Below are 25,023 nucleotides of genomic sequence, written 5' to 3'. Positions count from 1 at the left end.
CCTATTGATCGGATATTATGTTGGCACGGTAAACCAAAACAGGGTTCTTGAGAAAAGTGCTGCTCCCGATCATTGTCGTGTTTATATGGCGAATATAGCAGCAGTACAAATCATGGTTTATGCTGTAAAATATCTCTCGTTCGTCTTCATAATAGCCCGATTTTGCTACTGCGATAGACAGAGAATATTCTCCGTTCCCGAGGCTGATGTCGCTCATCGGGATCGACAGTTTTCCCAGTTTCCTCTCGGGTGTCCGCTGGTGACCGGCAAAGACACGGCAAATCTCTCGAACCCCATCGGCATGGATGCCAACGAGGAGTTCGAATTCTTTCGCCAAGTCGGGATTCTTTATTTCATATTCGGCGTGAATCTCGAAGGGTACTCCTGATTCGCATACGAGAGTTTGCCGTCCGTTCTGCACGAGTTTGATCTCGTGCAGAACGATATCCGCAGTCCCGGCAAATCCGGTGTTTTTCCCGTCACTGACCTGCGCTTCATCCGGTTGGAGGTCGAAGAGCATCTGCTCTCGATGTCCCGAAAGTTTGCCCGCTTCGGTGGGAACGGAACTCAAGAATATGCCATCCGCTCGGAGGTTCGTCGTGATGCTGACCGGACGAGGGGCTGTCACCGCGAGGCCGAGGCGCAGGGGAGTGTCGGAGGGAACCGAGCCGCTCTCCAAGGAAAGCGCGAGTGCAGCTTTCTGGAAAATATTTCCGTGGTCTTTCACCCGCACGGCCCGCACGCCGTTCTCCTCGACCAGCCCGCCCCACTGCGAGCCTTCCGCGATCAGGGCCTGTTCCGCCTCCGCGGCATCTGCTTCCCAGACGGCGATGCGCTCTTCCCCGGCGAACAGGGCTACTTCCGACAGCGCGAACGGCGCTTCGAAATACATCCCGTTGCCCGGCTTGATCTCCACGAGCACCGTGGGTCCTGACAGCGGGCCCTGTGTCGCCGCTGTCCCTCCGGGCGACAAGGGGGCCGGAGCAACCTTTTTCCGCAGGCTTTTGATCCTGAGTCGTTCTTCCTCCTGCAGCTTCACGGAGTTTTCGTATGCTGCGACGACCTCCTTGGACTTGCCATCCATGATCACCCGCCCACGGTCGATCCAGACTACCCGCTCGCACAGTCTGATGGCCGAGTAGATGTCATGGGTGACCATCAGCAGTGTCGTGCCCTGTTTTCGCGCCATGTCCTGCATGCGGTCATAGCTTTTCTGGGCGAAGTAGGCGTCGCCCACCCCAAGCACCTCGTCGAGAATGAGGATGTCCGGGACGACGACCGTGGAGGCGGCGAACATGAGCCGTACGCCCATGCCCGTGGAGTAGGTGCGAAGCGGCTGGTCTATGTAATCCTCGATTTCCGCGAACTCGATGATTTCCTCGACCATGGAGTCCGCTTCCTTGCCGGCGACACCCTGGTTGGCGAGATAGGCGTAGACGTTCTGCCGCCCCGTGAAATCCTGGTGAAATCCGCTCCCTATGGACAGGAGGGCGTGTATCTTGCCATTCACGTCCAGTGTGCCCGAGCTGGGTTCGCTGACCCCGCTGACCAGCTTCAGGAAGGTGCTTTTTCCGGCCCCGTTGCGGCCGATGATGGCCACTTTTTCGCCTCGACGGATGTCGAGGCTGACGCTGTTCAGGGCGGCATGCTGCCCAGGCGCTTGGCGCAGGAAACGTCCCAGGCCCAGCTTGTCCACAAGCAATTGAAAGGGGCTGGAGTAGAGCTTGTACACCTTGCTCAGGTTTTCGGCGCGTATGGCGACATCAGTGGGGTGCATTGCCTTCCTTCTCGATCATCTCTCGACGCCGTCCGCGGCTATCGGACATGAGCAGGGCGTATTGCCGGAAATCGTAAATGGCGTGACGGGCTCACGCGGGAAAAGTCGACTGGGTCTCATTGGCTGTCCTTGCGTCCCATGGCATAGACATACCATCCCCAATGCCGTTCCATGCGCTTGATAAGCGGCCAGCAGCGTTCAATGCACGGACCGGGGGCGAAAAAGTGCGAGGGCTTGAGTTGCGCGCCGCCTGAAAGTTCGATGCGGAAACCCGCCTTGCGGATTCTCCGTGCCAGTTCAGCGCGGCTGTACAGTTTGACGTAGGGCTTGATGTCGATGCCGTCCGCTCCTGATTCGATTGTCGCCAGGAGGCCGTCGTATCCGAGTCGACGGAGATTGCCCTGGCGGATGCCGTTGTACCAGAGCTTGGAGACGAAATGGTAGACCGACCAGAAATTGTACATACCCACGAACAGCACCCCGCCGGGCTTGAGGACCCGCAGGCACTCGGCGAAGACGGTATCCGCCTCCGGAATGTGGTGGATGACGCCGAAGCTGTATACGCAGTCGAACGATGCGTCCGGATGGCAGATTCGCGTGGCGTCGGACCTGCGGATGTCCACGTCGTAGCCTCGTAGGGCGAAGTTGCGTCGCGTGAGTTCCATGTGGCGATCGGTGATGTCGATGCCGTGGCAATGCGCTCCATGAGCCGCGAATTGCACCAAGTCCGTGCCGTGGCCGACGCCGATCTCGAGGACCTCCTTGCCCGCGAAGTCGGCAAAGGGGACCACGCTGCGCATCCAGTCCTGCTCCGCATAGCGCGCCCGCTCCACAGCGAGGAAATAGTCGAGACTCTCGCAATCCACCTGCCCCAGCGCACCGCAAGGATTGGTGTTCCACTGGTCCTGAGCGTGCCGCCGCGCGATGCCGTCCATGGCCTCTTCACCAGGACACTCTGTCCGCCTCGTGTCTGGGGCGGTCGTCGCGGTTGTCGCGGATGACGTGGCGGGATCGACGGAAGAGGCGGACATTGGCGCTTCGGAGGAGGCCTGCGACGCGGGCTGCCGGGCAGGGGAGGGATGTTCCCACGACGCGTCGGCGTCGCCTCCGGCGAAACGCCAGAGGCGGGTCACATGACGCTCCCAGCTGAACTCCCCGGCTGCGGCTGCGCGGGCGTTTCTGCCCAGGGCTTCGCTCAGCGCCGGATTTTCCGCCAGGGCGCAGACTGCGTCGACGAATGCCGCCACATCCCCAGGGGGACAGAGGACCGCCCGCTCGTCGGCAACGTCTGGCGACGCGGAGATCTCCGTGTGCAGGAAGGCCGGGCGCAACACTTGCCCGATCTGTTCCAGGTCGGAGGCGACGATGCCTCCGCCCATGCCCATGTATTCGAAAAGCTTGGTAGGTGAGCCGAAGAAGGGGGTGGAGGCCATGTTGCGCGAGTGCGGAGAGACGAAGATGTCCGCCGCCCGGTAAAGCCGCGCGCCCTCCGCCTGCGGCACGCGGCCGGTGCATGTGACTTTGTCCCGCAGGCCGTGCGTGGCAATGGCTTCATCGACGAGGTGGCGGAAGTTCCCATCACCGATGAGCAGGAAGCGGGCGCGCGGGGAACGGGCGAGAATCCGGGGCATGCCCGCTGCGAGGACGTCCACGCCGTGCCATCCTCCGAAAGTGCCGGAAAAGCAGATCACCCTGTCCTCGGGCGAAAAACCAAGTGACGCACGCTCGGCCGCCTTCTCCGCCGTCGTCGCCGGGCGGTAGGCCTCGGTGTCCACCCCGTTCGGGTTGACCAGGATGCGTTCGGGCGGGATGCCCTGAGCGACGAGACCGTCGCGGATGATGTCCGAGACAACCGTTATGACCGTGGCCTGCCTGAGCGCCCAGTCTTCGACCTGTTGCAGCTCCTGCTCCATCTCCATGGGACCGGAGCCGAAGCTGCGGCTCATCTCGAATTCAGAACCGTTGTACTCGACGATGTAAGGGATATGGAGTCGCTTGCTGAGGAGCGCGCCGCAGGGGTTGCCCAGGACGATGCGCTCGTAGATGAAGGAGGGGCGCTTTTGGGTCAGGGCGCTCTCGAGCCAGGGGAGAACGGAGAACCCCTGGGTCAGCAAATCCAGCGCCGAGCAGGTGGGATGCTGCACCGGGACGATTTCCTGCTGCACGCCAAGCGTCGCGAGCAGATCATAGCCATGGGCCATGTAGCAGGTAAGGCCGGGGCGGGCCCTGTTCAACTCGTGGGCCACGTAGCAGGTGTGGCCGTAGCTGCCTCCCGAACTGATCCTGGCCCAGTAGTCGAGCCGCAGGTAGGCTCCGGGAGCGTCCAGCCGCAGGGCTCCTTGCCTCTCCATGTCGAAGGGCACGGGAGACGGTTTTCCTTCGGAGACCAGGCGCTTCAGCAGAGCCCTGGCCGTGTTCTGACGCTGCTTCCGACGGTACTGCCTGATGCGGCTTTGCACCAACTCCGGAATGAGTCCGCACAGGAGCCGACGCGTTCCCCTGAGGCAAAAACCGCCGGCTTTCCTCATGCGGCGCACGGAGTGACGAATTAGAACCGACATCAATTTCCCAGGCTGTCGACTTTTGCTCTGTTCAGGTCGCTATGCCAAATGCCTCTCTCCCTCATCGACGGGGGGGCATTCCTCGGTGGCGTCTTCCCATGCGGTGGCGCGGCCGTGGAGGATATCCTCTATATGCAATGATACCGCTGTCGTCTCCACAATCTCGTCGAAAGGAATGGGAGCCTCGCCGCTGGACGTCAAGGCATCTCCCAGCAGGGCGAGTTCCCGGGCGTGGCCCTTGTCCACGTCGCCTTCCCAGAGGATCGAGCCGTCCGAACACCGCGTGAGTTTCCGGTAGTCGTCGATGACATAGGCCTCGCCGTCGCAGAAGATCTCGATGCGCTCCTTGGGCAGTCCGGCCTTGGGGCCGAGCGCCGTGTACGTCAGCGTGGATTGGGAACCGTCGTCGTATGTCAGGCAGGCCGAAAAATTGTCGTTCTGCAGGCGGGTTCCGTTCGGAGCGACGGCCGCGGCCTGGATGGAGCACACCGGCGCGCCGCTCAATGCCCGGAAGACGTCGTACATGTGGCAGGCCTCGCCTATGTTGCGCCCGCCGCCTTCTGAGGTCTGGATCCAATGCGACGCCGCAATGAATCCGCCGTTCAGGCGATAGAGGATCTGGAGCGGCCCGGATCGGCCGGCCAGAGCCGCCTGCAGGGCCTGAACGGCCGGTGAGAAGCGGCGATTGAAGCCCACCATGACCAGGGGAGGGTTCGCGAGGGCGCGGCTTTGCCTCCATGCCTCGTCGACGAGCCGCAGTTCGTCCCAGGTCGTGGCCAGGGGTTTTTCCACGAAGACGTGCTTGCCGGCCGCAAGGGCCGCTATAACGGTCCGGGCGTGCTGGTCGTGGCGCGTGGCCACGACCAGGAGATCGATGTCTTCACGGGCTGCCATGGCCGCCGGATCGGAACCGAGATAAGGCACGCCCTGCGCCCTGGCGTAGTTGCCGCCGCGGACGGCATCCGCGCTGACCACGCCGGCCTGCTGGAAGATTTTCGGGTGTCGGGCCATTTGCGGCGCCAGCATGGACGTGCCGAAGGCGCCGGCGCCGACCAGGGCGTATTTGACCGGCGCATCTGTCAGGGGACGGTGGCCGCGCAAGGTGATGACGGGCTCGTCCTCCTCGGCCTGCGACGGATAGCGCAGCAGGACGCCGAGCGGCAACGGCCCTTCGGCCTCGGCCAGCTCCTTGTATGCCGCGGGCGCCTGGGTCACGTCGACCTCACGATCGATGAGCTTGTCTATGGAGAGGCGACCGGCGGCTATCTGTTCCAGAAAGGCCTGCATGTTCCGTTTGATGGTCCAGCGGGCGAAGGGCAGGGGGTAGTCCCGTCCTTCGGCTTCGTAGCTCCGGTCATAGCGGCCGGCCCCGTAGGAGGTGCTCATGAGCAGGTTGACTTCCTTGCGGTAGAATGCCGGACGCTCGGGGCAGAGCCCGACATCACCCACGATGACCACGGTGCCCTTCTCGCGAACGATCTGCATGGCGAGGTTCAGCGGCGCGTTCGATTTCGTGGCCGCAGTGATGACGACTTTGTCCGGACCGACACCGGACGTCGATTGAAGCACCAGCTTCTGAAATTCCTCCGGGCTGCTTGCCCCGCCGCTCATGCCCAGGGCCTTCGCCCGCTCCACGCGGGAGGAGTCGAGGTCCATGCCGAGGACCGTGCAGCCGCTCGCGGTAAGCAGTTGGGCCGTCATCTGTCCGATGAGCCCGAGCCCGATGACCGCAATGCGCTCGCCCAGTGACGGCGCGGCGCGCCGCACGCCCTGCAGGGCGATCGATCCGACCGTGGCGGTGGCGGCTTCGCGGAGCGCGCAGCCAGCGGGCAGGCGGCAGGCGAGATTCTGGGGGACGCTTATGTATTCCGCATGGTTGGCGATGCCTGCTCCGCAGCAGGCAACAACGTCGCCCACTGCGAATCCCGTCACGCCGAGGCCGCAGGCCACCACCTCGCCGGCCGCGGAATAGCCGACGTTCCAACCGGTGTCGTCCGTGTCCGCATGATAGCGGTTCGCGTCGTCGCGGGGCAGGAAGGATATCTCCACCTCGTCGAGGTCGAGCTCCACGCTCGCCCGGCTGCCGACATTGCTCACGATGAGCTTGAAGGAGCCAGTGGCCGCCGGACAGGCCAACTCGTCGGAGAATGTTCCCTGGGGGTAGGTCTTGGTGGTCAGCCAGGCCGAGCCCACTCCGTCCGTGATGCCCATGCCGACCTCTCCGCCGCGAAGAGTGCCCCGCAGTTGGACGAGCGGCCAGAAACCCTCGGGGATGGTCACCGGCCCGAGTGTCGCCTGGTAGCCGAATTCGCTTGTGTCCGAGGTCAAGCGCATTGCCAAGCGACCCGAGGCATTTTCGAAGCTTCGCGCGTTGTTGGCGACCCAGGCCATGCTGTCCGGAGCGGGACGGCGCGCCTCGGCTGGAGGATGCAGCCGCTCGCGGGCACGGTGAAGCTGGCGCTCGGCGATGCTCTTCATCTTGCGCAACGCTTTGTCCGGATGGCGGATGGCCTTTCCCAGATAATGGCTGGCGAGGCTCGTCGCATTCTTGACTTGGTCACGGACCGACAGTGTCGGGTGCGGAGCGGGCCTAAGCGACGCCAACTCCGTGCCGACGCTGACCATGGAATAGCGCACGTGCACCAAGACCTGGCCGTGCTGGGCAACGGGTCTGGGCATGCGGGCAATGAGCGCTCCCGCACTATTACAGATGATCTGTTTCATAGCTCATGAAATTACGGCAATATGTTGATAACTTCCAATGTGTACTAAGTATCCGAGATGGATGGAAAAATTTTCTGCCGAGCATGGCGTGCTCTCAATTTTTTAGGACTATCAAGATCCCTGTAACATCGCCACTCTTTTCTGTGACATGTTTCAGGCAGAAAAAGCGGCGAGGACGAATATCCGCCCCGACGATCATCGTTCCTTGGCATGGTACTTTTGAAGTTGTGTTCGGGCGACCATCGGCGGGAGGACGGCGACAGATCGTGAACGAGGTACATCCCGCACGCATGCATAGTAGCCGGCCGGACAAGAGAGCTGCCTGCCTCGTCAGCGCGTGTCCGCGGCGGCGACGGCGCGGCGGGCGCAACTACCCTTCGCGGGTTGAATCCTCGGCGGATGCGGGGGCGTTGCGTCCGGATGATTTGGTCGGCTCAGGCGGGAAAACGTCCAGGATGGGCTCGCGCAGGTAGAGGTGCGCGGGAAGGTGCATTCCACGCGACATGCGACGATATGGGGAAGCCAGACGGGAGGTGTGTGCGCCATCAGCCGCATGCGCACACCGAGGCAGTTTACACGATGGGCGACAGCGAAACTGCGCAGGGTGCCTGCAAGAAGCGAAGGGCGGACTGCATTCATGCGTTCAGCCGAGAGGCAGCGCATATAAAGAAAGGTTTCGCCTCCAGAGACGCCCCGCCAGACGCGAGAGCTTCACAAACGAAAAACGCCCGGCCAGCTTTGCTGACCAGGCGTCGTTCCGTTCGTAGATGGTGGAGCTGAAGAGAATTGAACTCTTGGCCTCTTGAATGCCATTCACCTGGTTTTCAAGGGATTTTTTATGGCAACTAACCTGAAATAAAAGACTTTTTCTCGCCGTGACCCCCATTTGTGCATGCCGTGCATCGTGTGCATGCGGTGAATGATATCAATAGGTTGGCATGGCGCAAAAAGCCGAGCGGACATATTTCGGACACGGGGAATGGCACGGCCGATCTGTCGCGTCCGCGAATCCGCCGTCTTCGCCGGACCCGGCGGCCTATGCCTTGGCAATGCGGGCGGCGTCAGTCAGGGCATCGGGGAACGCGCTGAACAGCCCGTAGATGACCCGCATGACCAGCACAGACGTGCTGAGGGAAGGGGCTTACACCAAAACCTTTGAGCATTCTCAGCAAAGAGCCAGCGAGTTGCCTCGCTGGCTCCAAGGATGCAACTATCTTTTAAATCACATAGCATTACAGGAAAAACAGGCACCCATGAGCCGGATCGGGCTGGCTGTGGACAACGTCTGCAGACACTACAGCCCTGATATACGGACAGAACGACCTACCGTCTCGCCCGACAGGCCTCCGCGAAGCGGCATCAGAAAGTTTTGGGGGAGGGGGCACCGTTTTCCAGGTCGCTAAAAAAGCGTCAGCTGTAAAGTGCAGGAAACGCTCAAGTCCGAAGCGTATTTTGACATGAGCTAGGGGTTGAGCTTTTCGCAGCAACGCGGCAGATGGTGTTTTTCAAAAAAGGAACACCCCGAGCTCCCGTTCTTCGCAGGTGCTGCGATTCTTGTCGGATTTATTGTGATTATGCCTTGCCAGCCCAGGATTTTTTCTGTCAGGCGTGGCCGTTTTCCGAAGCGGATTCACACACGGAGTCCCACACGAAAGCAGTGGGTAGGTGGCCGGAAGGGCATCCGTATCGACCGGGTCTTCGGACAGGGAATTCTGGAACGAACCGGGCGCTGCAGGAAAATGCCGGCGGGGTGCAACGAAGCTGAGCACATGCCAAGGCCGCTCGTTCCTGACGGCTGGCGTCCGTCGAGACTGGCACCGAGTGCACGGTTGCCCGGCAGGGCCTGAAAGACATGACGAGGCGTGGTATGGTGGGGGGGAAAGTGATGTCCCTGAAAAACAAAGCCGCATCCCTGCCCCTTGCCTCTGCGTGAACGATGCGATGCTCCAGCGCCGCCCCGACCGTGCCGCGCCGGGGCCTGACGGTCGAGAACGTGGAGACCGCGCTTCACGAGGCGCGGGTGACGCCAGCGGCGAGCAGAGTATCCCTCTTGGCGTTGGGAATCTGCCCGTATCACCCTGCAGAGCGCTGCCGAGCGCCGCGGCAGCCTGAAAAGAGGCGCTTTGTCCGCAGCGCATGGCCATGCTTACCCGCGCGGGCCCGTCGGCGCAGCGCTCGTCCACCTCCAACGCACCGGAAGCGGTGCGACTTTTCCCATCGCGTCAGCGGGCAGCCGCCGCGGCCTGGTGAAGATCGGATAGACCTCTCCGTGCGCGAATGGGGCTGTTCTTGCATAAGGACCGACGCTGGAGGACTTCATGCGCTACATCCTCAATCCGTCGACAGACCCGGGCTTCAACCTCGCCGCCGAGGAGTGGCTGCTCTCCGAGAGCGATAGCGAGGTTTTCATGCTCTGGCGCAACGCGTCCGCGGTCATCGTCGGCCGGAACCAGAACACCCTGTCCCAGATCGACGAGGCCTTCGTGCGCAAGCGGAACATTCCCGTGATCAGGCGACTCACCGGGGGCGGCGCCGTGTTCCACGACCTGGGCAACGTCAACTTCACCTTCATCGCTCTGAACCGCGGGACCGAGGGTCTCGACTTCCTGCGCTTCACCACGCCGGTCATGGAGGCCCTGCGCGCCATGGGCGTGGACTGCGCCTTCGACGGCCGCAACGACCTGGTCATCGGGGGCCGCAAGTTCTCGGGCAACGCCCAGCACATCGCGGGGAACAGGGTGCTGCACCACGGCACGCTGCTCTTCGCCTCGGAGATCGCGGACATCTCCGGCGCCCTGCGCGTGGACCCGGCGAAGTACCGCGACAAGGCGGTCAAGAGCGTCGCCAAGCGCGTGACCAACATCGCGAGCCACCTGCCGGAGCCCATGGACGTGCGGACCTTCATGGACCGCCTGATGGACAACGTGTCGGGGAATGTCGCGGGTACTGTCGCGGACAACGGGCAGGGCCGCACCGTGCTCGCCGAGGAGGAGATGCGGGCCATCGAGGAGCTGGCCGGGCGCAAGTACCGCACCTGGGAGTGGAACTACGGCTCTTCCCCGGACTACGGCTTCACGCGCAGCACCCGTACCCCGGGGGGCGTGGTGGAGGTGCACATGGACGTGGAGGCGGGGACGATCCGCCGCATCCGCCTGTTCGGCGACTACTTCGGCGTGCGCGACGTGGCCGGGCTCGAGGCCCTGCTCACCGGCTGCCGCCACGACAGGCAGGCCCTGGCCGAGCGCCTGGACGGACACCTGGCCGAGGTGCCGCTCGACGACTACCTGCGCGGCGTGCCCCTGTCCGCGTTCCTGGACTGCCTGTTCTAGCCGGGTGGTCCGTTTCCGGCGCCAGGGCGGCCCGGCCGCGAAGTGTTCGATTCCCGGCCAATGTTCTCTTCCAGGACAGTCGCCTTTTTCGCCATGGTCCGTTGCGACCCTGCAACATGCTTGAAAGACTGCCGATTTGAAAATCTTCCGCGCGGCATGCCCCTTGCTTTCAAGGAAAGGCAGTGATCAACGCCTAACCTCGGGAGTAGAAACCATGGATGCAGCGGAAAAAGCGGCCAGCACGCTCGCCAAGATGCAGCAGCAGGCCGGCAACGTCTTTCCCAACTATCTCGCCTTCACCAAGGAGATCAGCCAGTTCGGCCCCATCAACCACAAGACGCAGGAACTCATCCACGTGGCCTGCGCCATGATGTCGCAGTGCGAGATGTGCATCTCGATCCACGTCCAGGGCGCGGCCTCCAACGGCGCCACCAAGGAAGAGATCATGCAGGCCGCCATGCTGGCCATCTCCATGGGCGGCTCGCCGAAGATGATGTACATGAACTACGTTTTCGAGGAGCTCGAGGACCTTTTCGACTGACGGCGGCGTTGGTAAGGTTCCGGGGACGGCCGTCGTTTCGCCGCCCCGGAACCCCAACCGGCCGGGGCCCGCAAGGGCCGAGCGCCGACAGAGGTATGCATGCCTGTCAGAACCCATGAGAAGATCGACCAGTCGCTGTGCGGAACCCCGATCCTGGTGGAGGAGGGGCGCAGCGAGGTGCGGCTCGAAAGCTCCGAGCGCATGGCCGCGGACGCGAGCGGCCTCGTGCACGGCGGATTCGTCTTCGGCCTGGCGGACTACGCCGCCATGCTCGCCGTGAACCACCCCAACGTGGTGCTCGGCGGCGCGGAGGTCAGGTTCCTGAAGCCCACCCGCGCGGGCGCCGCGCTCCTTGCCCGGGCCGAGGACCAGACTCCGGACGGGAAGAAGCATCTCGTCAAGGTGGAGGTCTTCTGCGAGGACGCGCTCGTGTTCACGGGCACGTTCACCTGCTTCGTGCCCGAGCGCCACGTCCTGGCCGGAGCCTAGCTCCCCCGGGAAATCTACGCTCTCACACCCGACCGGGCGGCAGGCTCCCCCGGGGAGCGGCCGCCCGGCTTTCGGGCGATGAGCTTTTCTATCGGCTTCGCGTCGGCTCCGGATCAGCCGAAGAGCGTGTCGCCGCTGGCATTGCCCAGGCCCGGGTGCACGTCGAAGCGCACCACGCCCACGGGCACCTTCACGGCGGCGGCCACGCGCGCCGTGCCCGCGGCCCCGAAGCCGCCGCACAGCTCGATGGCCGCGATGCCCTCCTCGGCGACGAGCTCCCTGGCCAGGGCCTCGGCCTGGTCGTAGCTGCCCACGGCCACGGCCAGCAGCTCGACCTGCTCCGTCCTGACCCAGTTCCTGTGTTTCGCCGGGTCGCCGCCCGGCGCGATGAAGATGAAGGCGGCCTTCAGCGGTGTAGCCATGATCTCCTCCTTGCGCGGCCGTCCTGCGCTTGCGCACGGCGCGCGCCGTCAGGGTACGTCATCTGCAGAAAATCTCCATCTCCCGGGCCAGGGCCATGACCCGACCCACGTCCACGACCAGCGGGCCGTGCGTGTTCAGCCGCACGGCGGCGCGCTCGCCGCGGTGGATCTCCACCTCGCGCTCGCCGTCCACGGCGATGAGCCCGGGCGAGACGGAGACGGGGTGCACCTCGCCCGGCCGCATTTCGCGTATTTCGCGCACCGCGACCTCGGCGAACATGCCCGGGGCGATGGCCGCCGTGACCGTGGTCCGGGCCGGTTCGCCGAGCGCGAGCGCGAGCCCCAGCGGCTCCTCGGGCCGGATGCTGCGCAGCTGCCCGCCGATGGCCGAGAGCCCGATGGCCGAGGCGCTGCAGCGGGTCAGGAAGAGCTGGGGCACCTTCTCCATGTGCCACACGGCCCGCGAGGCCAGGAAGACGTCGTCGTAGACCGCGGCGTCCACCAGCGCGATGTCCGCGGGCTCCATCTCCGAGAGGTTCTTGCCGCGCAGGATGTCGAACATGCACGCCCGCGTGCAGCAGGCCTCGCGCGGCAGGGTGCCGCCTGCCACGATGCCTGCCGCGAGCCCCGCCACCGTGGCCTCGCCCATGAACGGAAAGACGTTGTTGGTCCCCGTGGACAGGGGCAGGATGGGAATCTCGACCGTGCCCTTGCAGGCCGCGCGGCTCGTGCCGTCGCCGCCCAGAACCACCATGCAGCCCACGCCCAGGGTCTCCATGATGCCCGCGGCCGTGGTGGTGTCCTGCTGGTTGCCCCGCATGGGCATCTCGATCGGCTCCACGGGGATGGACGGTGAGATGGCGTTCAGGGCGCGGGGGACGGTGGCGTATGAGTCCGGCATGTAGACGACGCGCGAGGCCCCGCCGCGCTCGAGCCCGAGGATGAGGCGGCGCACCATGCGCACCTTCTCCTGGTTGTCGAAGACGCTGCCGTGCGCCACCAGGCGGCGTATGTCCTTGCCGGAGGCCGGATTGGCCAGGATGCCGACGATGCTCACCTGTGCTCCTCGCCTGTTGGAATGCGCGGGGGAACGGCCGCGCGGCCGCTCCCCCGCCGGGGCTAGCGCAGACCCTTGACCGCCTCGACGATGGCGTCCGCGCCGGGAATGTACGCCTTCTCCAAGGGAGGGGAGAACGGCACCGGACAGAAGGGGGCTCCCACGCGTTTGATGGGCGCGTCGAGGTAGTCCAGGGCCTCCTCCGCGACCATGGCCGCGATCTCGGCGCCGGGACCGGCGAAGGTCACGGCCTCATGGGCCACGACCAGGGCATGGGTCTTCTTCACGGACTCGAGGATCGTGTCCTTGTCCAGGGGCTGCAGGCAGCGCGGGTCCACGACCTCGACGTCGATGCCGTCGGCCTTGAGCGTCTCGGCCGCGGCCAGGGCGGCGTAGACCGTGTTGGAGGTGGCGACCACGGTCACGTCGGCGCCCGTGCGCTTCACGTCGGCCTTGCCGAGCTCGATGGCGTAGCTCTCGTCCGGGACCTCGCCCGAGACGCCGTAGAGCAGCTTGTGCTCCAGGAAGACCACCGGGTTGTCGTCGCGGATGGCGCTTATGAGCAGGCCCTTGGCGTCGTAGGGGCTCGACGGGATGACGACCTTGAGGCCGGGGATGTTCATGAACCAGGACTCCAGGCACTGGGAATGCTGCGCGGCCGCGCCGATGCCCGCGCCCTGCGGCATGCGCAGGGTCATGGGCACCGTGGCCTTGCCGCCGAACATGAAGCGCATCTTGGCGGCCTGGTTGAAGAGCTGGTCCATGGCCACGCCGATGAAGTCCACGAACATGAGCTCGGCCACGGGGCGCAGGCCGCTGGCGGCGGCGCCCGCGGCGGCGCCCACGATGACGCTCTCGGTGATCGGCGTGTCCATGACCCGGGCCTCGCCGAACTTCTCGTAGAGCCCCTGCGTCACGCCGAAGCAGCCGCCGAACTGCCCGACGTCCTCGCCGAGGATGAAGACGTTCTCGTCCTGCTCCATTTCCTGCCGCAGCGCCTCGTTCAGCGCCTGAAGATATGTTTTCTCGGACATCTCTCTCTCCGTGTGGTTTGTCGATTCAGCTGCGCGAACGGCCGGGCCCTACGCGTAGACGTCGTCCAGCAGCGCGGACGGGGAGGGCATGGGGCTGTCCTTGGCGAACTGCACCGCCTCGTCGATGGCCTGCGCGATGCGCGACGTGATCGCCTCCACTTCCTTGGCCGTCAGGGTCCCGCCCTCGATGAGCTTGGCCTCGAAGCGGGGGATGGGGTCCTTGCCCATCCACTCCTGCAGCTCCTCCACGCAGCGGTACGTGCAGGCGTCGCCCTCGAAGTGGCCGCGCCAGCGGTAGGTCTTGCACTCGATGAGGGACGGCCCCTCGCCCTTGCGGGCGCGCTTCACGGCCTCGGCCACCGCCTCGTGCACGGCCAGCACGTCGTTGCCGTCCACCACCACGCCGGGCATGTCGTAGGCCGCGGCGCGGTCCGCGATGTCCACCACGGCCATGGACTTGCACTGTGGGCAGGAGATTCCGTAGCCGTTGTTCTCGTTCACGAAGACCAGCGGCAGCTTCCAGGCGCTGGCCATGTTCAGGGACTCCTGCGTGGTGCCCTGGTTGGACGCGCCGTCGCCGAAGAAGCACAGGGCCACGCGGTCGCTCTTCTTGTACTTGGCGGCCAGGGCCGCGCCGCAGGCCAGGGGGCCGCCGCCGCCCACGATGCCGTTGGCGCCGAGGATGCCGAGGTCGAGGTCGGCGATGTGCATGGAGCCGCCCTTGCCCTTGCAGTAGCCGGTCTTGCGGCCGAAGATCTCGGCCATCATCAGCTTCAGGTCGCCGCCCTTGGCCAGCAGGTGGCCGTGGCCGCGGTGGGTGCTGGTGATCATGTCGGCGTCGGTCAGCGCGGCGCACGCGCCCGTGGCCACGGCCTCCTCGCCCAGGTAGAGGTGCACGAAGCCGGGAATCTCGCCCGCGGCGAAGAACTCCTGCAGCTTCTGCTCGAACATGCGGATCTTCTGCATCGTCTCGTACATATGGACCAGGGTCTTCTTGCTGAGAGCCATTGCCTCCTCCTTATTCCTCGTTATTCGGCCCCGGCGGCGCAACTGCCCGCCCGGCTGCCGGATTGTTCCTTCTGCGTTTCGCCGTCCCCGATCTCGATGGAGACGGTCAGCGCGGCGCATGCGGCCACGATGCTGCTCACGCCCGGGCCGAAGCACGGCACCTCGATCCCGGCCGCGCGAAGGCCCCCGGGGGTCACCGTCAGGGTCTTCTCGCCGATGGGGATGGCGGCCAGCACCGCGTCGCGGTCCACGCTCGCGGGCTCGGGCACGGCAACGTCCGCGTGCACGTAGACGCCGCTGAAGTCGCCGCGGCCGAAGATCTCCACGATGCCGCACAGGCATATCCGGGAGACCGCGTCGCGGACCGCGCGGACCGCGGCCTTGGTCATGTCCTCGCCGTGCAGGTCCGCGGCGTAGCCGAGCTCGATGGCGAAGCGTCTGCGCGCCATGTCCGCCTCCTAGACGATCATCAGGCCGGGGTTTTCCAGCATGTCCGCCAGCTCGCGCAGGAAGGCCATGGCCGGGGCCCCGTCCGTGGTCATGTGGTTGAAGGTCAGGGAGAGGGTCATCATGCTGCGGATGCAGACCTCCCCGTTCTTCACGGCGGGCTTCTCCACCACGCGCCCCACGCCCAGGATGCCCGTCTCGGGCGGGTTCAGGATGGGGGTGAAGCCGTCCATGCCGAGCATGCTCACGTTGCTGATGGTGAAGGTGCCGCCGCTGATCTCGTCCATGCTCAGGCCGCCCTTGCGCGCCCGTCCGGCGACGTCGCGCACCTGGCTCCGGAGCTCTTCCAGGGTGTAGGTGTCCGCGGCCTTGACGTTGGGCACGATGAGGCCGTTTTGCAGCGACACGGCGATGCCGAGGTTGACGTGCGGGTGCAGGTGGATGCCGTCCTCGCGCAGGCTCGAGTTCATGATCGGGTGGCGCTTCAGCGCCCGGCAGACGGCGTAGGCGATGATGTCGTTGTAGGACAGGCGGTACTCGGCGTTGCGCTTGTTGCGCTCGAGCAGCGTTGCGCGCAGGCGGACCATCTCGGTGACGTCGGCCTCCACGAAGACGGAGAGCTGCGCCGCGCCCTGAAGGCTGGCCATCATGTTGTCCGCCACGAGCTTGCGCACGCCCTCCATGGGCACCACGGTGTCCTTGGGCGCGGCGGCCTGGGCCTGCGGCTGCTCCTCCGCGGCCGGATTCATGGCCCGCAGGATGTCGGCCTTGGTGATCCTGCCGCCCTCGCCCGAGCCGGTGACCAGGGCGAGGTCGATGCCCATCTTGCGCGCGAAGGCGATGGCCTTGGGGCTGGCGTTGACGCCCGCGCCCGCGTCGGCGGTGGCCTGCACGTCCTTTGCGGTGATGCGGCCGTCCGGGCCGGTGCCCGTGACCGAGGAGAGCGGGATGCCGAGCTCGCGGGCCAGCTTGCGCGCCGCGGGCATGGCCGGGACGAAGCCTTCGTCCGCCGCGGCGGGAGCGGCCTGCGCCCCGGCGCCAGCGGCCTTGCCGCCCGGCTTCGCCTCCGCGCCCTCGGACGAGGTCGCGCCCGCGGCGACCCGCTCCACGCTCTCGCCCGCCTCGGCGATGACGCCGAGCACGGCCTGCACCGGAGCGACCTCGCCCGCGGGCACGACGATCTGGACCAGGATGCCGCCGGCCGGGGCCGGAACGGTGTTGGTGATCTTGTCGGTCTCGACTTCGAGAAGTGCCTCTTCGGCCGTGACCGCATCGCCCTCTTTCTTGAGCCAACGGGCGATTTTTCCTTCTTTCATGGTCAAGCCCCATTTGGGCATGATCACTTTTTGCGCCATGATCGAGCCTCCTGTGCTTACGTGCGCGACGAGGGCAAGGCTGCAACCGCGGTGCCAGACATGTATAGTCTGTATTTCCGGTCCCATGCGACGGCGCAGGAGGCGATTGTGCCGGCTTTATGTTCAGGAACGGAGCAGGAGCCGCCGACCCTGAACCAGATGTATATGTATTCCGTAATGCACTGTATCTATGGGGTAAAATATGCGAATGACGAAATATGGTGTTCCAAACCTGAACACTTGACGAATACGGGAAGTTGTAGAGAGTGGCAGGAAACGAGAAGGAAACCTGCAGGTCGCCAAGACCGGGAGGTGCAATGCATTCGCTCGTCAGGGATGGAGACAAGTTCGGCATCCGCCGCGATTCGGAAACGGGAGAGGGGAGCCCGAGGATTCCGGCGGCGATGTCCGGGGGGCGCACCGCCCCTCGCATGGACTATGCAAGCTGGAAGCGCTTCGTGGAGGACGGCCACCTCGTGACCGACGACGTGGACGAGGACCTGCTGGACTCCTGGCGCCGCTGCCGCGAGATGCGGGTGGACCCGTCGCCGCGGAGCTGCTGGGACTTCGCGCCCATGGACCAGCTCGAACCCTTCACCACCCTCCTGGACAGGATCTGCGGCGACACCGCTCCCGCCGTCTACACCGTCATCAAGGGCAAGGGGCTGCTCATCACCATCACCGACGCCAACGCCCGGGTGGCCCGCACCTGGGGCGAGGTGGCGGTCCTGCGCCAGGCGGACAAGCTGAACTTCGGCCCCGGGGCCAACTGGCAGGAGGGGTGCGTCGGCACCAACGCCATCGGCACGGCCATCGCCACGGGCCGCCCCATGCAGATCTTCGGCGAGGAGCACTACTGCCGCAGCCACCACCCCTGGAGCTGCACGGCCGCCCCGATCTTCGACCCCACGGGGAAGATGTGGGGCTGCTTCGACATCTCCGGCCCCCTGACGGCGGACCACTCCCGCTGCCTTGACCTCGTGCTGGGCGCGGCACGCGAGCTCGAGCAGCGGCTCGCGCGGCTCTATTACTCGGAGATGGAAGCCCGCATGTCCACGCTCTTCGCCTCGGTCTTCAACTCCGTGATGACCGGCATCCTCTCTCTGGACGTCGCCGGCCGGATCACCAGCGCCAACGACGCGGCCGAAGCGCTGCTCGGACGGCCGGGCCGCACCATCCGGGGGCGCATGGCCAGCGAGTTCTTCGACTTCGACGTCTTCCTGGCCAGCGCGCGGTCCGCCTCCACGGTCGAGCCCGTGGTGCTGCGCTGCCTGACCAACCCGCGCCTGTACGTGCGCGCGGTTCCGGTCTTCGGGGCCGACGGGCGGTGGCGCGACGTCGTGGTCACCGTCTCGGAGACGCAGCGCGCCCGGCCGGCCCCCGTGCCGCAGCGTATTGAGGCCGCGGACGGCGTGCCGGGAACCGCGCCCAAGGGCTTCGAGGCGATCCTGCACGCGAGCCCGGCCATGCGCCAGGTCATCCGGCAGGCGGCCAACGCCGCGCGCACGCCGTCCACGGTGCTGCTCTCGGGCGAATCGGGCACGGGCAAGGAGCTCTTCGCCCGCGCCATCCACAAGGCCGGGCCGCGCGCCAAGGGGCCGTTCATGGCCGTGAACTGCGGCTCGTTCTCCGAGGAGCTCGTGCAGAGCGAGCTCTTCGGCTACTGCGGCGGCGCGTTCACCGGAGCCGAGCGCAGGGGGCGCATCGGCAAGTTCGAGAGCGCGGACCGCGGCGTCCTCTTCCTGGACGAGATCTCGGAGATGCCTCTCTCGCAGCAGGTGAATCTCCTGCGGGCGCTCGAGGAGCGCGCCGTGGTCCCGGTGGGCGGCCACGAACCGCGTCGCGTGGACGTGAAGGTCATCGCGGGCACCAACAAGGACCTGCGCCAGCTCATGGCCCAGGGAAAGTTCCGCGAGGACCTCTTCTACCGCCTGGACGTGGTGGGCATCCCCATCCCGCCCCTGCGCGAGCGCGGCGACGACGTGCTCCTGCTGGCGCGGCACCATCTGGGCCGCATCTGCCGGGAGTTCGGCGTCTCCTGCGAGGGCATCGCCCAGGAGGCGGCCGAGATCCTCGCCGCCCACGACTGGCCGGGCAACGTCAGGGAACTGGTCAACTGCATCGAGTACGTGGCCAACACCCTGCCGGGCGGGATGCTGCGCGCGGAGCACCTGCCCCCCTACCTGCGGGAGAAGTTCCGATCCGGAGTACCCGCCTGCACGGACAGCGGAACAGACGAATTCGAGCTGAAGAAGCGCGAGGTGGGCATCATCCGCAAGGCCCTGGACTACCACGGGGGCAACGTCAGCAAGACGGCCAAGGCTCTGGGCATCGGACGGAACACGCTCTACGCCAAGATGCACCGCTTCCGCATCCAGCCCTGATGGACGGCGTCCGTTCGGGAACCGTGCGGGGAAGGGAGGCGGATCCGGCCTTGGAAAAGGCGTCCCGCCCGCCGCCCGTCCGGGCTGCGGGCGACGTCCCGCGCTCCCGGCCTTTTCGGCGCGCGAGGCGTAGCCCGCGTCTCCTGGAGAGCGGGAAAACGCCCCGGGGCGTTTTCCCGAAAATCCGGCCTACGCGCCGGGTTTGACCAGGATCTTGATGTTCTCGTCCTTGTTGTTGACCAGCTCCCAGAACCCCTTGTCCACGATCTCCTCGAGCCCGATCCGGCCGGTGATCATGGGGCCGGCCTTGAGCCTGCCGTTTCGCAGCAGGGCCGAGACGCCCTGGAAGTCGCTCAGGGTGTAGGCCAGGGTGCCGATGACGCGCTTGTCCGTGCCGCTCAGGCTGAAGAAGTTGAACTCGCTCGGCTCCTCGAAGATGCCGACGATCACCGCCCGTCCGGCGTTGCGGATGATGTCCACGGCCAGCGGTCCCGTGAGCTTGTTGCCCACGCACTCGAAGGACACGTCCGCGCCCGAGCCGCCGGTCATGGCCTTGACCTCGGCCACGGCGTCGCATTCCCTGGGGTTGAGCACGATGTCCGCGCCGCATTCCCTGGCCTTTGCGGTGCGCGCGGCCGACATCTCCAGCACGATGATCCTGCCCGCGCCCGCGGCACGCGCGGACATCAGGGTGCCCAGGCCGATGGTGCCCGCGCCGATGATGACCACGGTCTCGCCCAGGATGGTGCCGGCTTCCCGCACGGCCTTGAACCCGGTCGCCAGTGGTTCGATCAGCGCCCCGTCCTCGGCGGATACGCCGTCGGGCAGCACGTAGCACAGCTCGGCGGGGACGTTGACGTAGGCGGCGAACGCCCCGTCGTTGTGCAGCCCCGTGAAGGCCAGCTTCTCGCAGACGTTGTAGCGCCCGGCCCGGCAGGTGACGCACTCGCCGCAATGCTGGCAGGCGTCCGGAGCCACGAGGTCGCCGACGCGCACGTTGCTCACGCCGTCGCCGACCTCCACCACCCGGCCGGTGAATTCATGGCCCAGGATCAGGCTGCCCTGCTTGCCGGTCAGCGGGTGCGGGGCGCCGACCGGGATGAAGATCGGCCCGGCCACGAATTCGTGCAGGTCGGAACCGCAGATGCCGCACCAGTCCACCTTGATCTTGACCCATCCGGCAGGCGGGAAGGGGGGAACCGGGACGGTCTCCACACGGATGTCCTTCTTCCCATGCCAGACAGCGGCTCGCATTGTCTCGCCCATCGCATCCTCGCTTATGGTTGTACGTTGCACAGGGCTTCCTGGTCGCCATGACCAAGAAAAATGAGGGGTCCTGGAAATATAGCACCTGCCATGCCAAGAAAGCCGCGACGTTGTTCCCGGCTCCGGCCGCGCGGCGCGCCTGGCGCGCGGCGGAGCCTGCGGCGCGGACGTGCCGCGCGACGGGCCTGCCGCATGCGCGGGGCGAGGACATACATGCGGCCGCGCCGTTCAGCGCCGTTGTCGCAGGCGGGAGCGCCCGTCGTGTGTCCCGGGGCCGAACAGGGACGGAAGGGACTGTTCAGTTTCAGCGCAACCGTGCGGAAATTTTGCCTCGGGAGGCGGACGGGAAGCGGGAGCGGCCGGGGCAGACCGCGTCTCTGCGGACTTTGGCACGGTCCGCGAAGGGGGAGACGCACGGGGAGCGGGCGCCGCACCCGCGGGGGGAACGGCGCGCGCGGACTGCACACGGAAAAGGGAGGAGAAATGGCCGGACCTGTCGCCGTCACCCTAGTCGCCAACGCGGGCGTCCTGGTCGAGCACGAGGGGCTGGGGCTGCTCGTGGACGGCATGCACCGCGAGGACGGCCACGCCTTCAGCCGGGTCCCGGAGGCCGACCTGGACCGCATGCGCCAGGGATCGGCCCCGTTCGCGGCGCTCGACTACCTGCTCTTCACGCACGAGCACCCGGACCATTTCACCCCGCGCCTGGTGCTCGAGCACATCCGGCGGCGGCCCGTGCGCGGGGTGATCCTGCCCGGGGAGGCCGGGGGCTCGCCCGACCTCGCCCTGCTGCTCAGGAACCTCCTCTTCCAGGCCGTCCCCCACTGGCCCCTGGCCTTGGAGCCGGGCCGCACCAGGCGGATCGCGCTCGCGGACGGCCTGACCGTGACGGGCTTAGGCGCGCGGCACATGGGGCCGCAGTACCAGGCGGTCTGCAACGCCTGCTTCCTCGTGTCGCTTCACGGCGTGAACCTGCTGTTCACCGGGGACGCGGACCACGTGGCGGCATACTACGAGCCCCTGCGGGACGTGGCCCTGGACGCGGTGTTCGTGAATCCGCTCTTCTACCACGCCGAGGTCGGCCAGGAGATCATCGACACGATCTTCCGGCCGCGCCACGTGGTCGTCTACCACCTGCCCTTCGAGCGCGACGACGTCCTGCACTTCGGGCGGATGGTGCGGCGCGACGTGGACAAGCACGGGCAGCCGGGCGTGCGGACCCACGTCCTGCAGGAGGCGGGGCAGCGCCTGCGCCTGGATGCGGCGGAGCCGGGGGAGACAGGCGCCTAGGCCTGAAGCCGCGCGAAGCTCTCGGCCGCGTGGTAGGAGCTGCGCACCAGCGGCCCGGCCACGACCTGGCTGAAGCCGAGCCCGGTCCCGACCGCCGCCAGCTCCCGGAAGACGTCCGGATGGACGTACTCCCGCACGGGGTGGTGGCGGGGCGAGGGCCGCAGGTACTGTCCCATGGTCAGTATCCGGCACCCGGCCCGCAGCAGGTCCTCCATGACCGCGACGACTTCCTCCCGGGTCTCGCCCAGGCCGAGCATCAGGCCGGATTTGGCCATGATGCGCCGCTGCGTGCGGGACTCGGAGACGCGCCGCAGCAGAGCCAGGGAGCGCTCGTATTCGGCCCCGGGGCGCACGGAGGGATACAGCCGGGGGACGGTCTCCACGTTGTGGCCGATGACCTCGGGGGCGGCCGCGATGACCTGGCGCAGCGGATCGGCCTCGCCCCGGAAATCCGGGACCAGCACCTCCACCGTGACGCCCGGGCTGTCGCGCCTGATGGCGCGGATGGTCGCGGCGAACTGGCCCGCGCCGCCGTCCGGGAGGTCGTCGCGGGTCACGGAGGTGACGACCACGTGGCTGAGTTCGAGCTGCCGCGCGGTCAGGGCGACCATGGCCGGCTCGTCGGGGTCCGGGGCGGCCGGGCGGCCGTGGGTCACGGCGCAGAAGGCGCAGTTGCGCGTGCACACGTCGCCCAGGACCATGAAGGTGCAGGTCCGCTTGGCGAAGCACTCCCCGATGTTCGGGCACTGCGCGCTGTCGCACACCGAGTGCAGCCGACCCTTGCCGAGCGTCTCCCGGATGCGGCCCATGTCCTCCGCGGTGGGGGCCGGAACCACCAGCCAGCTAGGCCTCTGCATGGCACTTCTCCCCGATGAGCTGCTCCAGCGTGGCGGGACGCAGGGCCATCTCGAAGACTTCGGAAAACTGCCTGCGCATCTCGCGCCGGACCAGGGCCATGTCGACGGGCCGCCCCAGGACCTCGACCATGGAGGTCACGCCGTGGTCCGCGATACCGCAGGGCACGATGAAGGAGAAATGCGTCAGGTCGGGACAGACGTTGAGCGCGACGCCGTGCATCGTGATCCATTTGCGAACAGCCATGCCCATGGCGCCGATCTTGCGCTCGCCGGCCCATGCACCAGGATACTCGGGCTTCCGTCCCGACTCGATGCCGAAGGCGCGCAGCGTGCGGATCATGACCTCCTCCATCCTGCGCGCATAGGCATGCAGGTCGCGCCGCTCGCCGGAAAGCTCCAGGATGGGATAGCAGACGAGCTGTCCCGGGCCGTGGTAGGTGACATTGCCGCCCCTGGGAGTGTCGTGCACCGTGATGCCGTTTCGCCGCAGCACGGCCTCGTCCGCCAGGATGTTCCGGCGGCCGCCGCTGCGCCCGATGGTGATGCAGGGCGTGTGCTCCAGGAGGATCACCACGTCGGGTATGACGCCCAGCTCGCGCCTGGCGCGCAGCGCCTCCTGCAGTTCGGCCATCTCCGCATAGTCGCGCCTGGAAAACTCGAGCCATACGCCCTGTGCGCGAGGGCTTTCCTGTCCGCTGTGCATGGTCGCTCCGAGTTCGGGTGATCCTGGTCGCTTGCGGGAAAGCAACATGCATACCAGCGGGCACGGCCGGGCCATTTGGAACAGCCCGGGGATATCGGGGAGCAGTCCGCCTTCCCGTGCGCGGATGATCCCGGCCTTGGCCGAGCGACCGTTCCGCGCCTGCTCAAGTCCGGCGAACTGCCGTGCTGCGCCATGGGCGGGCGAAGGCCCGTTCGGGCGCGGGGCATGCGCGTCTTCGTCGACAGCCAGGCCATGAATGCCCCGGGCAGCGTGGGCTCCCGTGCAGGGGAGCGGCCATGATGCGTGCCGGGATTTCGTCCTTTGGCTGCTGCGTCCCGTGCCCGCTCCACGCCTTCTTCCCGGAAAGAACAGCTATTTCAGGGGCTCGAAGAACGCTGCCCACATTGCGGGGCGGCGCTGGCGATCTTCGCTGCGTCGAGCTATCATCCAGGCAGGTCCACGTAAGGGACCGATGCTGCATCGTTGACAGTCAAAGAGGGGCCATCACGGCGAGCGAAAGTCCGAGGGAGACATAGCATGGCTACCGTCACCATCGCGACCCGTTCGTTGCGGAAGGGCAAATCGTACGTCGTCCATTACCGGGATCCCGGGACCGGCCGGAAGGTCTGCCGCAAGACGTTCAGGCGCAAGGACTCGGTTTGGGGAGGAGAACAGCCGTCTGCGGGCCATGCTCGATGCGGGCAAGTTGCCCGAGAAGGCGGGTAAGCACGAAAGCGTCGCCGCGACCTTCGGCCAAGCCGCCGAATACTGCCAAGCGGAATGGATCCGCAAGCACACGCTCATGCCCCGGAGCTGGGGAGCATTACTGGCGCGCCGGGAGCATCTGGACCGGAATCGGCGGACACGCGGCGTAGCGGTCAAGAAGGTCTGGCGGCTGAATGGCTGGGATCAGGCAGGGACAAGGGTTCGTCGGGAGTGACGGACACATAGCGGACACGAAGGCTAAATCAGCCTTTTGGGCAAGAAAAAAGGGTTCCGGCAAGCTGCCGAAACCCTTTGATTTCTTGTGGTGGAGCTGAAGAGAATTGAACTCTTGGCCTCTTGAATGCCATTCACCGGGTTTTCAAGGGATTTTTTGCGGCAACTAACCTGAAATAAAAGACTTTTCATCGCCGTGACCCCCGTTTGCGCATGCTGTGCATCGTGTGCATGCAGTGAATGATATCAATGGGTTGGCATGGCGTAAAAAGCCGAGCGGACATATTTCGGACACGGGGAATGGCACGGCCGATCTGCCCGCCCGCGAATCCGCCTTCTTCGCCGAGACCCGGCGGCCTATGCCGCGGCAATGCGCGCGGAGTCAGCCAGAGCATCGGGGAACGTGCTGAACAGCCCGCAGATGCCGCGCATAGCTCAACGGCCCTTCGATGCCGTGGCCGTGCCCTCGGGCGCGCCGTCTCCGAAAGCGGGGGCGAGCGCCCGCCTTCGGGGACGGCGGCGATGCACCCCGACATCCGACCGTCGCCGAAAGGGTTGGTCGTGGTGGCGAGGCGAATATAATGAACCGGGTCGCGCAGCAGGCGGGTGGTCTCGGCCACGATGCGCACCGTGTCCGTGCCCACGAAGCGGCGGATGTCCGCTTCGATGCACTCGGGCCGCTCGGTCAGTTCGCGCATGACCAGCACGGGCTTGCCGAGGGAAGGGCATACGACAAAACCTTCGAGCATTCGCAGTAAAGAGCCAGCGAGTTGCCTCGCTGGCTCCAGGAATTCAACTATCTTCGAAATCACATGGCATTACAGGGGAAAACACCCATGA

19 protein-coding genes are annotated in these 25,023 nt (G+C 66.0%); 6 read left to right on the top strand and 13 right to left on the bottom strand.

Annotated features, from left to right (window positions below):
• Nucleotide 1: 1 nt before the first annotated feature.
• The 3 genes from DSX2_RS17805 to DSX2_RS16325 form a co-directional block, all read right to left on the bottom strand.
• A complete protein-coding gene (locus tag DSX2_RS17805; protein ID WP_020882106.1) occupies nucleotides 2–1,777 on the bottom strand; it encodes an ABC transporter ATP-binding protein in 1,776 nt (591 codons plus the stop codon).
• 116 nt (nucleotides 1,778–1,893) lie between these two features.
• Complete coding sequence (locus tag DSX2_RS17800; RefSeq protein ID WP_052014821.1) at nucleotides 1,894–4,140, bottom strand: methyltransferase domain-containing protein; 2,247 nt, start codon at nucleotides 4,138–4,140, stop codon at nucleotides 1,894–1,896.
• 237 nt (nucleotides 4,141–4,377) lie between these two features.
• Nucleotides 4,378–7,062: a bi-domain-containing oxidoreductase gene (locus DSX2_RS16325; RefSeq protein ID WP_020882104.1), complete on the bottom strand. Its 2,685-nt coding sequence runs from the start codon at nucleotides 7,060–7,062 to the stop codon at nucleotides 4,378–4,380.
• A gap of 2,318 nt (nucleotides 7,063–9,380) precedes the next feature.
• Between DSX2_RS16325 and DSX2_RS16315 the strand changes: the two genes are divergently transcribed.
• The 3 genes from DSX2_RS16315 (at nucleotide 9,381) to DSX2_RS16305 (ending at nucleotide 11,421) form a co-directional block, all read left to right on the top strand.
• Nucleotides 9,381–10,391, top strand: coding sequence for a lipoate--protein ligase (locus DSX2_RS16315; protein ID WP_020882103.1), 1,011 nt, complete (start codon nucleotides 9,381–9,383; stop codon nucleotides 10,389–10,391).
• A 214-nt stretch (nucleotides 10,392–10,605) separates the two neighbouring features.
• The gene (locus tag DSX2_RS16310) at nucleotides 10,606–10,932 is read left to right on the top strand and encodes a carboxymuconolactone decarboxylase family protein (protein WP_020882102.1); all 327 of its coding nucleotides are present in this window, start codon (nucleotides 10,606–10,608) and stop codon (nucleotides 10,930–10,932) included.
• A 99-nt stretch (nucleotides 10,933–11,031) separates the two neighbouring features.
• Nucleotides 11,032–11,421 (top strand): PaaI family thioesterase, encoded by a 390-nt coding sequence (locus DSX2_RS16305; protein WP_020882101.1) that lies wholly within the window; start codon nucleotides 11,032–11,034, stop codon nucleotides 11,419–11,421.
• Nucleotides 11,422–11,534: 113 nt separating this feature from the next.
• Here the strand turns inward: DSX2_RS16305 and DSX2_RS16300 are convergent, their stop codons facing one another.
• The 6 genes from DSX2_RS16300 to DSX2_RS16275 form a co-directional block, all read right to left on the bottom strand.
• Entirely contained in the window at nucleotides 11,535–11,843 is a 309-nt protein-coding gene (locus tag DSX2_RS16300; protein WP_020882100.1) for a DUF6506 family protein, read from the bottom strand.
• A gap of 58 nt (nucleotides 11,844–11,901) precedes the next feature.
• Nucleotides 11,902–12,900: an ATP-NAD kinase family protein gene (locus DSX2_RS16295; RefSeq protein WP_020882099.1), complete on the bottom strand. Its 999-nt coding sequence runs from the start codon at nucleotides 12,898–12,900 to the stop codon at nucleotides 11,902–11,904.
• A gap of 62 nt (nucleotides 12,901–12,962) precedes the next feature.
• On the bottom strand, nucleotides 12,963–13,934 hold the full coding sequence (locus DSX2_RS16290; protein WP_020882098.1) for an alpha-ketoacid dehydrogenase subunit beta: 972 nt from the start codon (nucleotides 13,932–13,934) through the stop codon (nucleotides 12,963–12,965).
• A gap of 48 nt (nucleotides 13,935–13,982) precedes the next feature.
• Nucleotides 13,983–14,942, bottom strand: a complete 960-nt coding sequence (locus DSX2_RS16285) for a thiamine pyrophosphate-dependent dehydrogenase E1 component subunit alpha (protein ID WP_020882097.1) — start codon at nucleotides 14,940–14,942, stop codon at nucleotides 13,983–13,985.
• A 20-nt stretch (nucleotides 14,943–14,962) separates the two neighbouring features.
• Nucleotides 14,963–15,391 carry a Lin0512 family protein gene (locus tag DSX2_RS16280; protein ID WP_020882096.1) on the bottom strand — a complete coding sequence of 143 codons (429 nt, stop codon included), beginning with the start codon at nucleotides 15,389–15,391 and terminating at the stop codon, nucleotides 14,963–14,965.
• Nucleotides 15,392–15,400: 9 nt separating this feature from the next.
• Nucleotides 15,401–16,744, bottom strand: a complete 1,344-nt coding sequence (locus DSX2_RS16275; protein ID WP_020882095.1) for a 2-oxo acid dehydrogenase subunit E2 — start codon at nucleotides 16,742–16,744, stop codon at nucleotides 15,401–15,403.
• 431 nt (nucleotides 16,745–17,175) lie between these two features.
• On the opposite strand from DSX2_RS16275, the gene DSX2_RS16270 reads away from it, so the two are divergent.
• Nucleotides 17,176–19,128 (top strand): sigma-54-dependent Fis family transcriptional regulator, encoded by a 1,953-nt coding sequence (locus DSX2_RS16270; protein ID WP_236615135.1) that lies wholly within the window; start codon nucleotides 17,176–17,178, stop codon nucleotides 19,126–19,128.
• A 189-nt stretch (nucleotides 19,129–19,317) separates the two neighbouring features.
• Here DSX2_RS16270 and DSX2_RS16265 read toward each other — a convergent pair whose 3' ends face one another.
• On the bottom strand, nucleotides 19,318–20,343 hold the full coding sequence (locus DSX2_RS16265; protein ID WP_328285338.1) for a 2,3-butanediol dehydrogenase: 1,026 nt from the start codon (nucleotides 20,341–20,343) through the stop codon (nucleotides 19,318–19,320).
• 534 nt (nucleotides 20,344–20,877) lie between these two features.
• On the opposite strand from DSX2_RS16265, the gene DSX2_RS16260 reads away from it, so the two are divergent.
• The gene (locus tag DSX2_RS16260) at nucleotides 20,878–21,684 is read left to right on the top strand and encodes an MBL fold metallo-hydrolase (protein ID WP_020882092.1); all 807 of its coding nucleotides are present in this window, start codon (nucleotides 20,878–20,880) and stop codon (nucleotides 21,682–21,684) included.
• Here DSX2_RS16260 and lipA read toward each other — a convergent pair.
• Together lipA and lipB are read right to left on the bottom strand one after the other, a co-directional pair.
• Entirely contained in the window at nucleotides 21,681–22,541 is an 861-nt protein-coding gene (gene lipA / locus DSX2_RS16255) for a lipoyl synthase (protein WP_020882091.1), read from the bottom strand. The two genes, DSX2_RS16260 and lipA, sit on opposite strands and share 4 nt — an antisense overlap.
• Nucleotides 22,528–23,244, bottom strand: a complete 717-nt coding sequence (gene lipB, locus DSX2_RS16250; RefSeq protein ID WP_020882090.1) for a lipoyl(octanoyl) transferase LipB — start codon at nucleotides 23,242–23,244, stop codon at nucleotides 22,528–22,530. The genes lipA and lipB overlap by 14 nt, the downstream gene beginning before the upstream one ends.
• Nucleotides 23,245–23,932: 688 nt before the next feature.
• Between lipB and DSX2_RS18650 the strand changes: the two genes are divergently transcribed.
• A complete protein-coding gene (locus DSX2_RS18650) occupies nucleotides 23,933–24,184 on the top strand; it encodes a hypothetical protein (protein WP_035043092.1) in 252 nt (83 codons plus the stop codon).
• Between the two features lie 187 nt (nucleotides 24,185–24,371).
• On the opposite strand, the gene DSX2_RS18925 is transcribed toward DSX2_RS18650, so the two are convergent.
• Nucleotides 24,372–24,881, bottom strand: coding sequence for a hypothetical protein (locus DSX2_RS18925; protein ID WP_328285339.1), 510 nt, complete (start codon nucleotides 24,879–24,881; stop codon nucleotides 24,372–24,374).
• Between the last annotated feature and the right edge of the window lie 142 nt (nucleotides 24,882–25,023).

It is taken from the genome of Desulfovibrio sp. X2 (genome assembly GCF_000422205.1).
Classification (GTDB): domain Bacteria; phylum Desulfobacterota; class Desulfovibrionia; order Desulfovibrionales; family Desulfovibrionaceae; genus Alkalidesulfovibrio.
This window is presented reverse-complemented; position numbering and strand designations above follow the sequence as displayed.

Bases quoted from the DNA above. Each gene is read 5' to 3' on its own strand.
- DSX2_RS17805 (WP_020882106.1), bottom strand. From the start codon at position 1,777: ATGCACCCCACTGATGTCGCCATACGCGCCGAAAACCTGAGCAAGGTG.
- DSX2_RS16325 (WP_020882104.1), bottom strand. From the start codon at position 7,062: ATGAAACAGATCATCTGTAATAGTGCGGGAGCGCTCATTGCCCGCATG.
- DSX2_RS16315 (WP_020882103.1), top strand. From the start codon at position 9,381: ATGCGCTACATCCTCAATCCGTCGACAGACCCGGGCTTCAACCTCGCC.
- DSX2_RS16310 (WP_020882102.1), top strand. From the start codon at position 10,606: ATGGATGCAGCGGAAAAAGCGGCCAGCACGCTCGCCAAGATGCAGCAG.
- DSX2_RS16305 (WP_020882101.1), top strand. From the start codon at position 11,032: ATGCCTGTCAGAACCCATGAGAAGATCGACCAGTCGCTGTGCGGAACC.
- DSX2_RS16300 (WP_020882100.1), bottom strand. From the start codon at position 11,843: ATGGCTACACCGCTGAAGGCCGCCTTCATCTTCATCGCGCCGGGCGGC.
- DSX2_RS16290 (WP_020882098.1), bottom strand. From the start codon at position 13,934: ATGTCCGAGAAAACATATCTTCAGGCGCTGAACGAGGCGCTGCGGCAG.
- DSX2_RS16285 (WP_020882097.1), bottom strand. From the start codon at position 14,942: ATGGCTCTCAGCAAGAAGACCCTGGTCCATATGTACGAGACGATGCAG.
- DSX2_RS16280 (WP_020882096.1), bottom strand. From the start codon at position 15,391: ATGGCGCGCAGACGCTTCGCCATCGAGCTCGGCTACGCCGCGGACCTG.
- DSX2_RS16275 (WP_020882095.1), bottom strand. From the start codon at position 16,744: ATGGCGCAAAAAGTGATCATGCCCAAATGGGGCTTGACCATGAAAGAA.
- DSX2_RS16270 (WP_236615135.1), top strand. From the start codon at position 17,176: ATGGACTATGCAAGCTGGAAGCGCTTCGTGGAGGACGGCCACCTCGTG.
- DSX2_RS16260 (WP_020882092.1), top strand. From the start codon at position 20,878: ATGGCCGGACCTGTCGCCGTCACCCTAGTCGCCAACGCGGGCGTCCTG.
- lipA (WP_020882091.1), bottom strand. From the start codon at position 22,541: ATGCAGAGGCCTAGCTGGCTGGTGGTTCCGGCCCCCACCGCGGAGGAC.
- lipB (WP_020882090.1), bottom strand. From the start codon at position 23,244: ATGCACAGCGGACAGGAAAGCCCTCGCGCACAGGGCGTATGGCTCGAG.
- DSX2_RS18650 (WP_035043092.1), top strand. From the start codon at position 23,933: ATGCTCGATGCGGGCAAGTTGCCCGAGAAGGCGGGTAAGCACGAAAGC.
- DSX2_RS18925 (WP_328285339.1), bottom strand. From the start codon at position 24,881: ATGCGCGAACTGACCGAGCGGCCCGAGTGCATCGAAGCGGACATCCGC.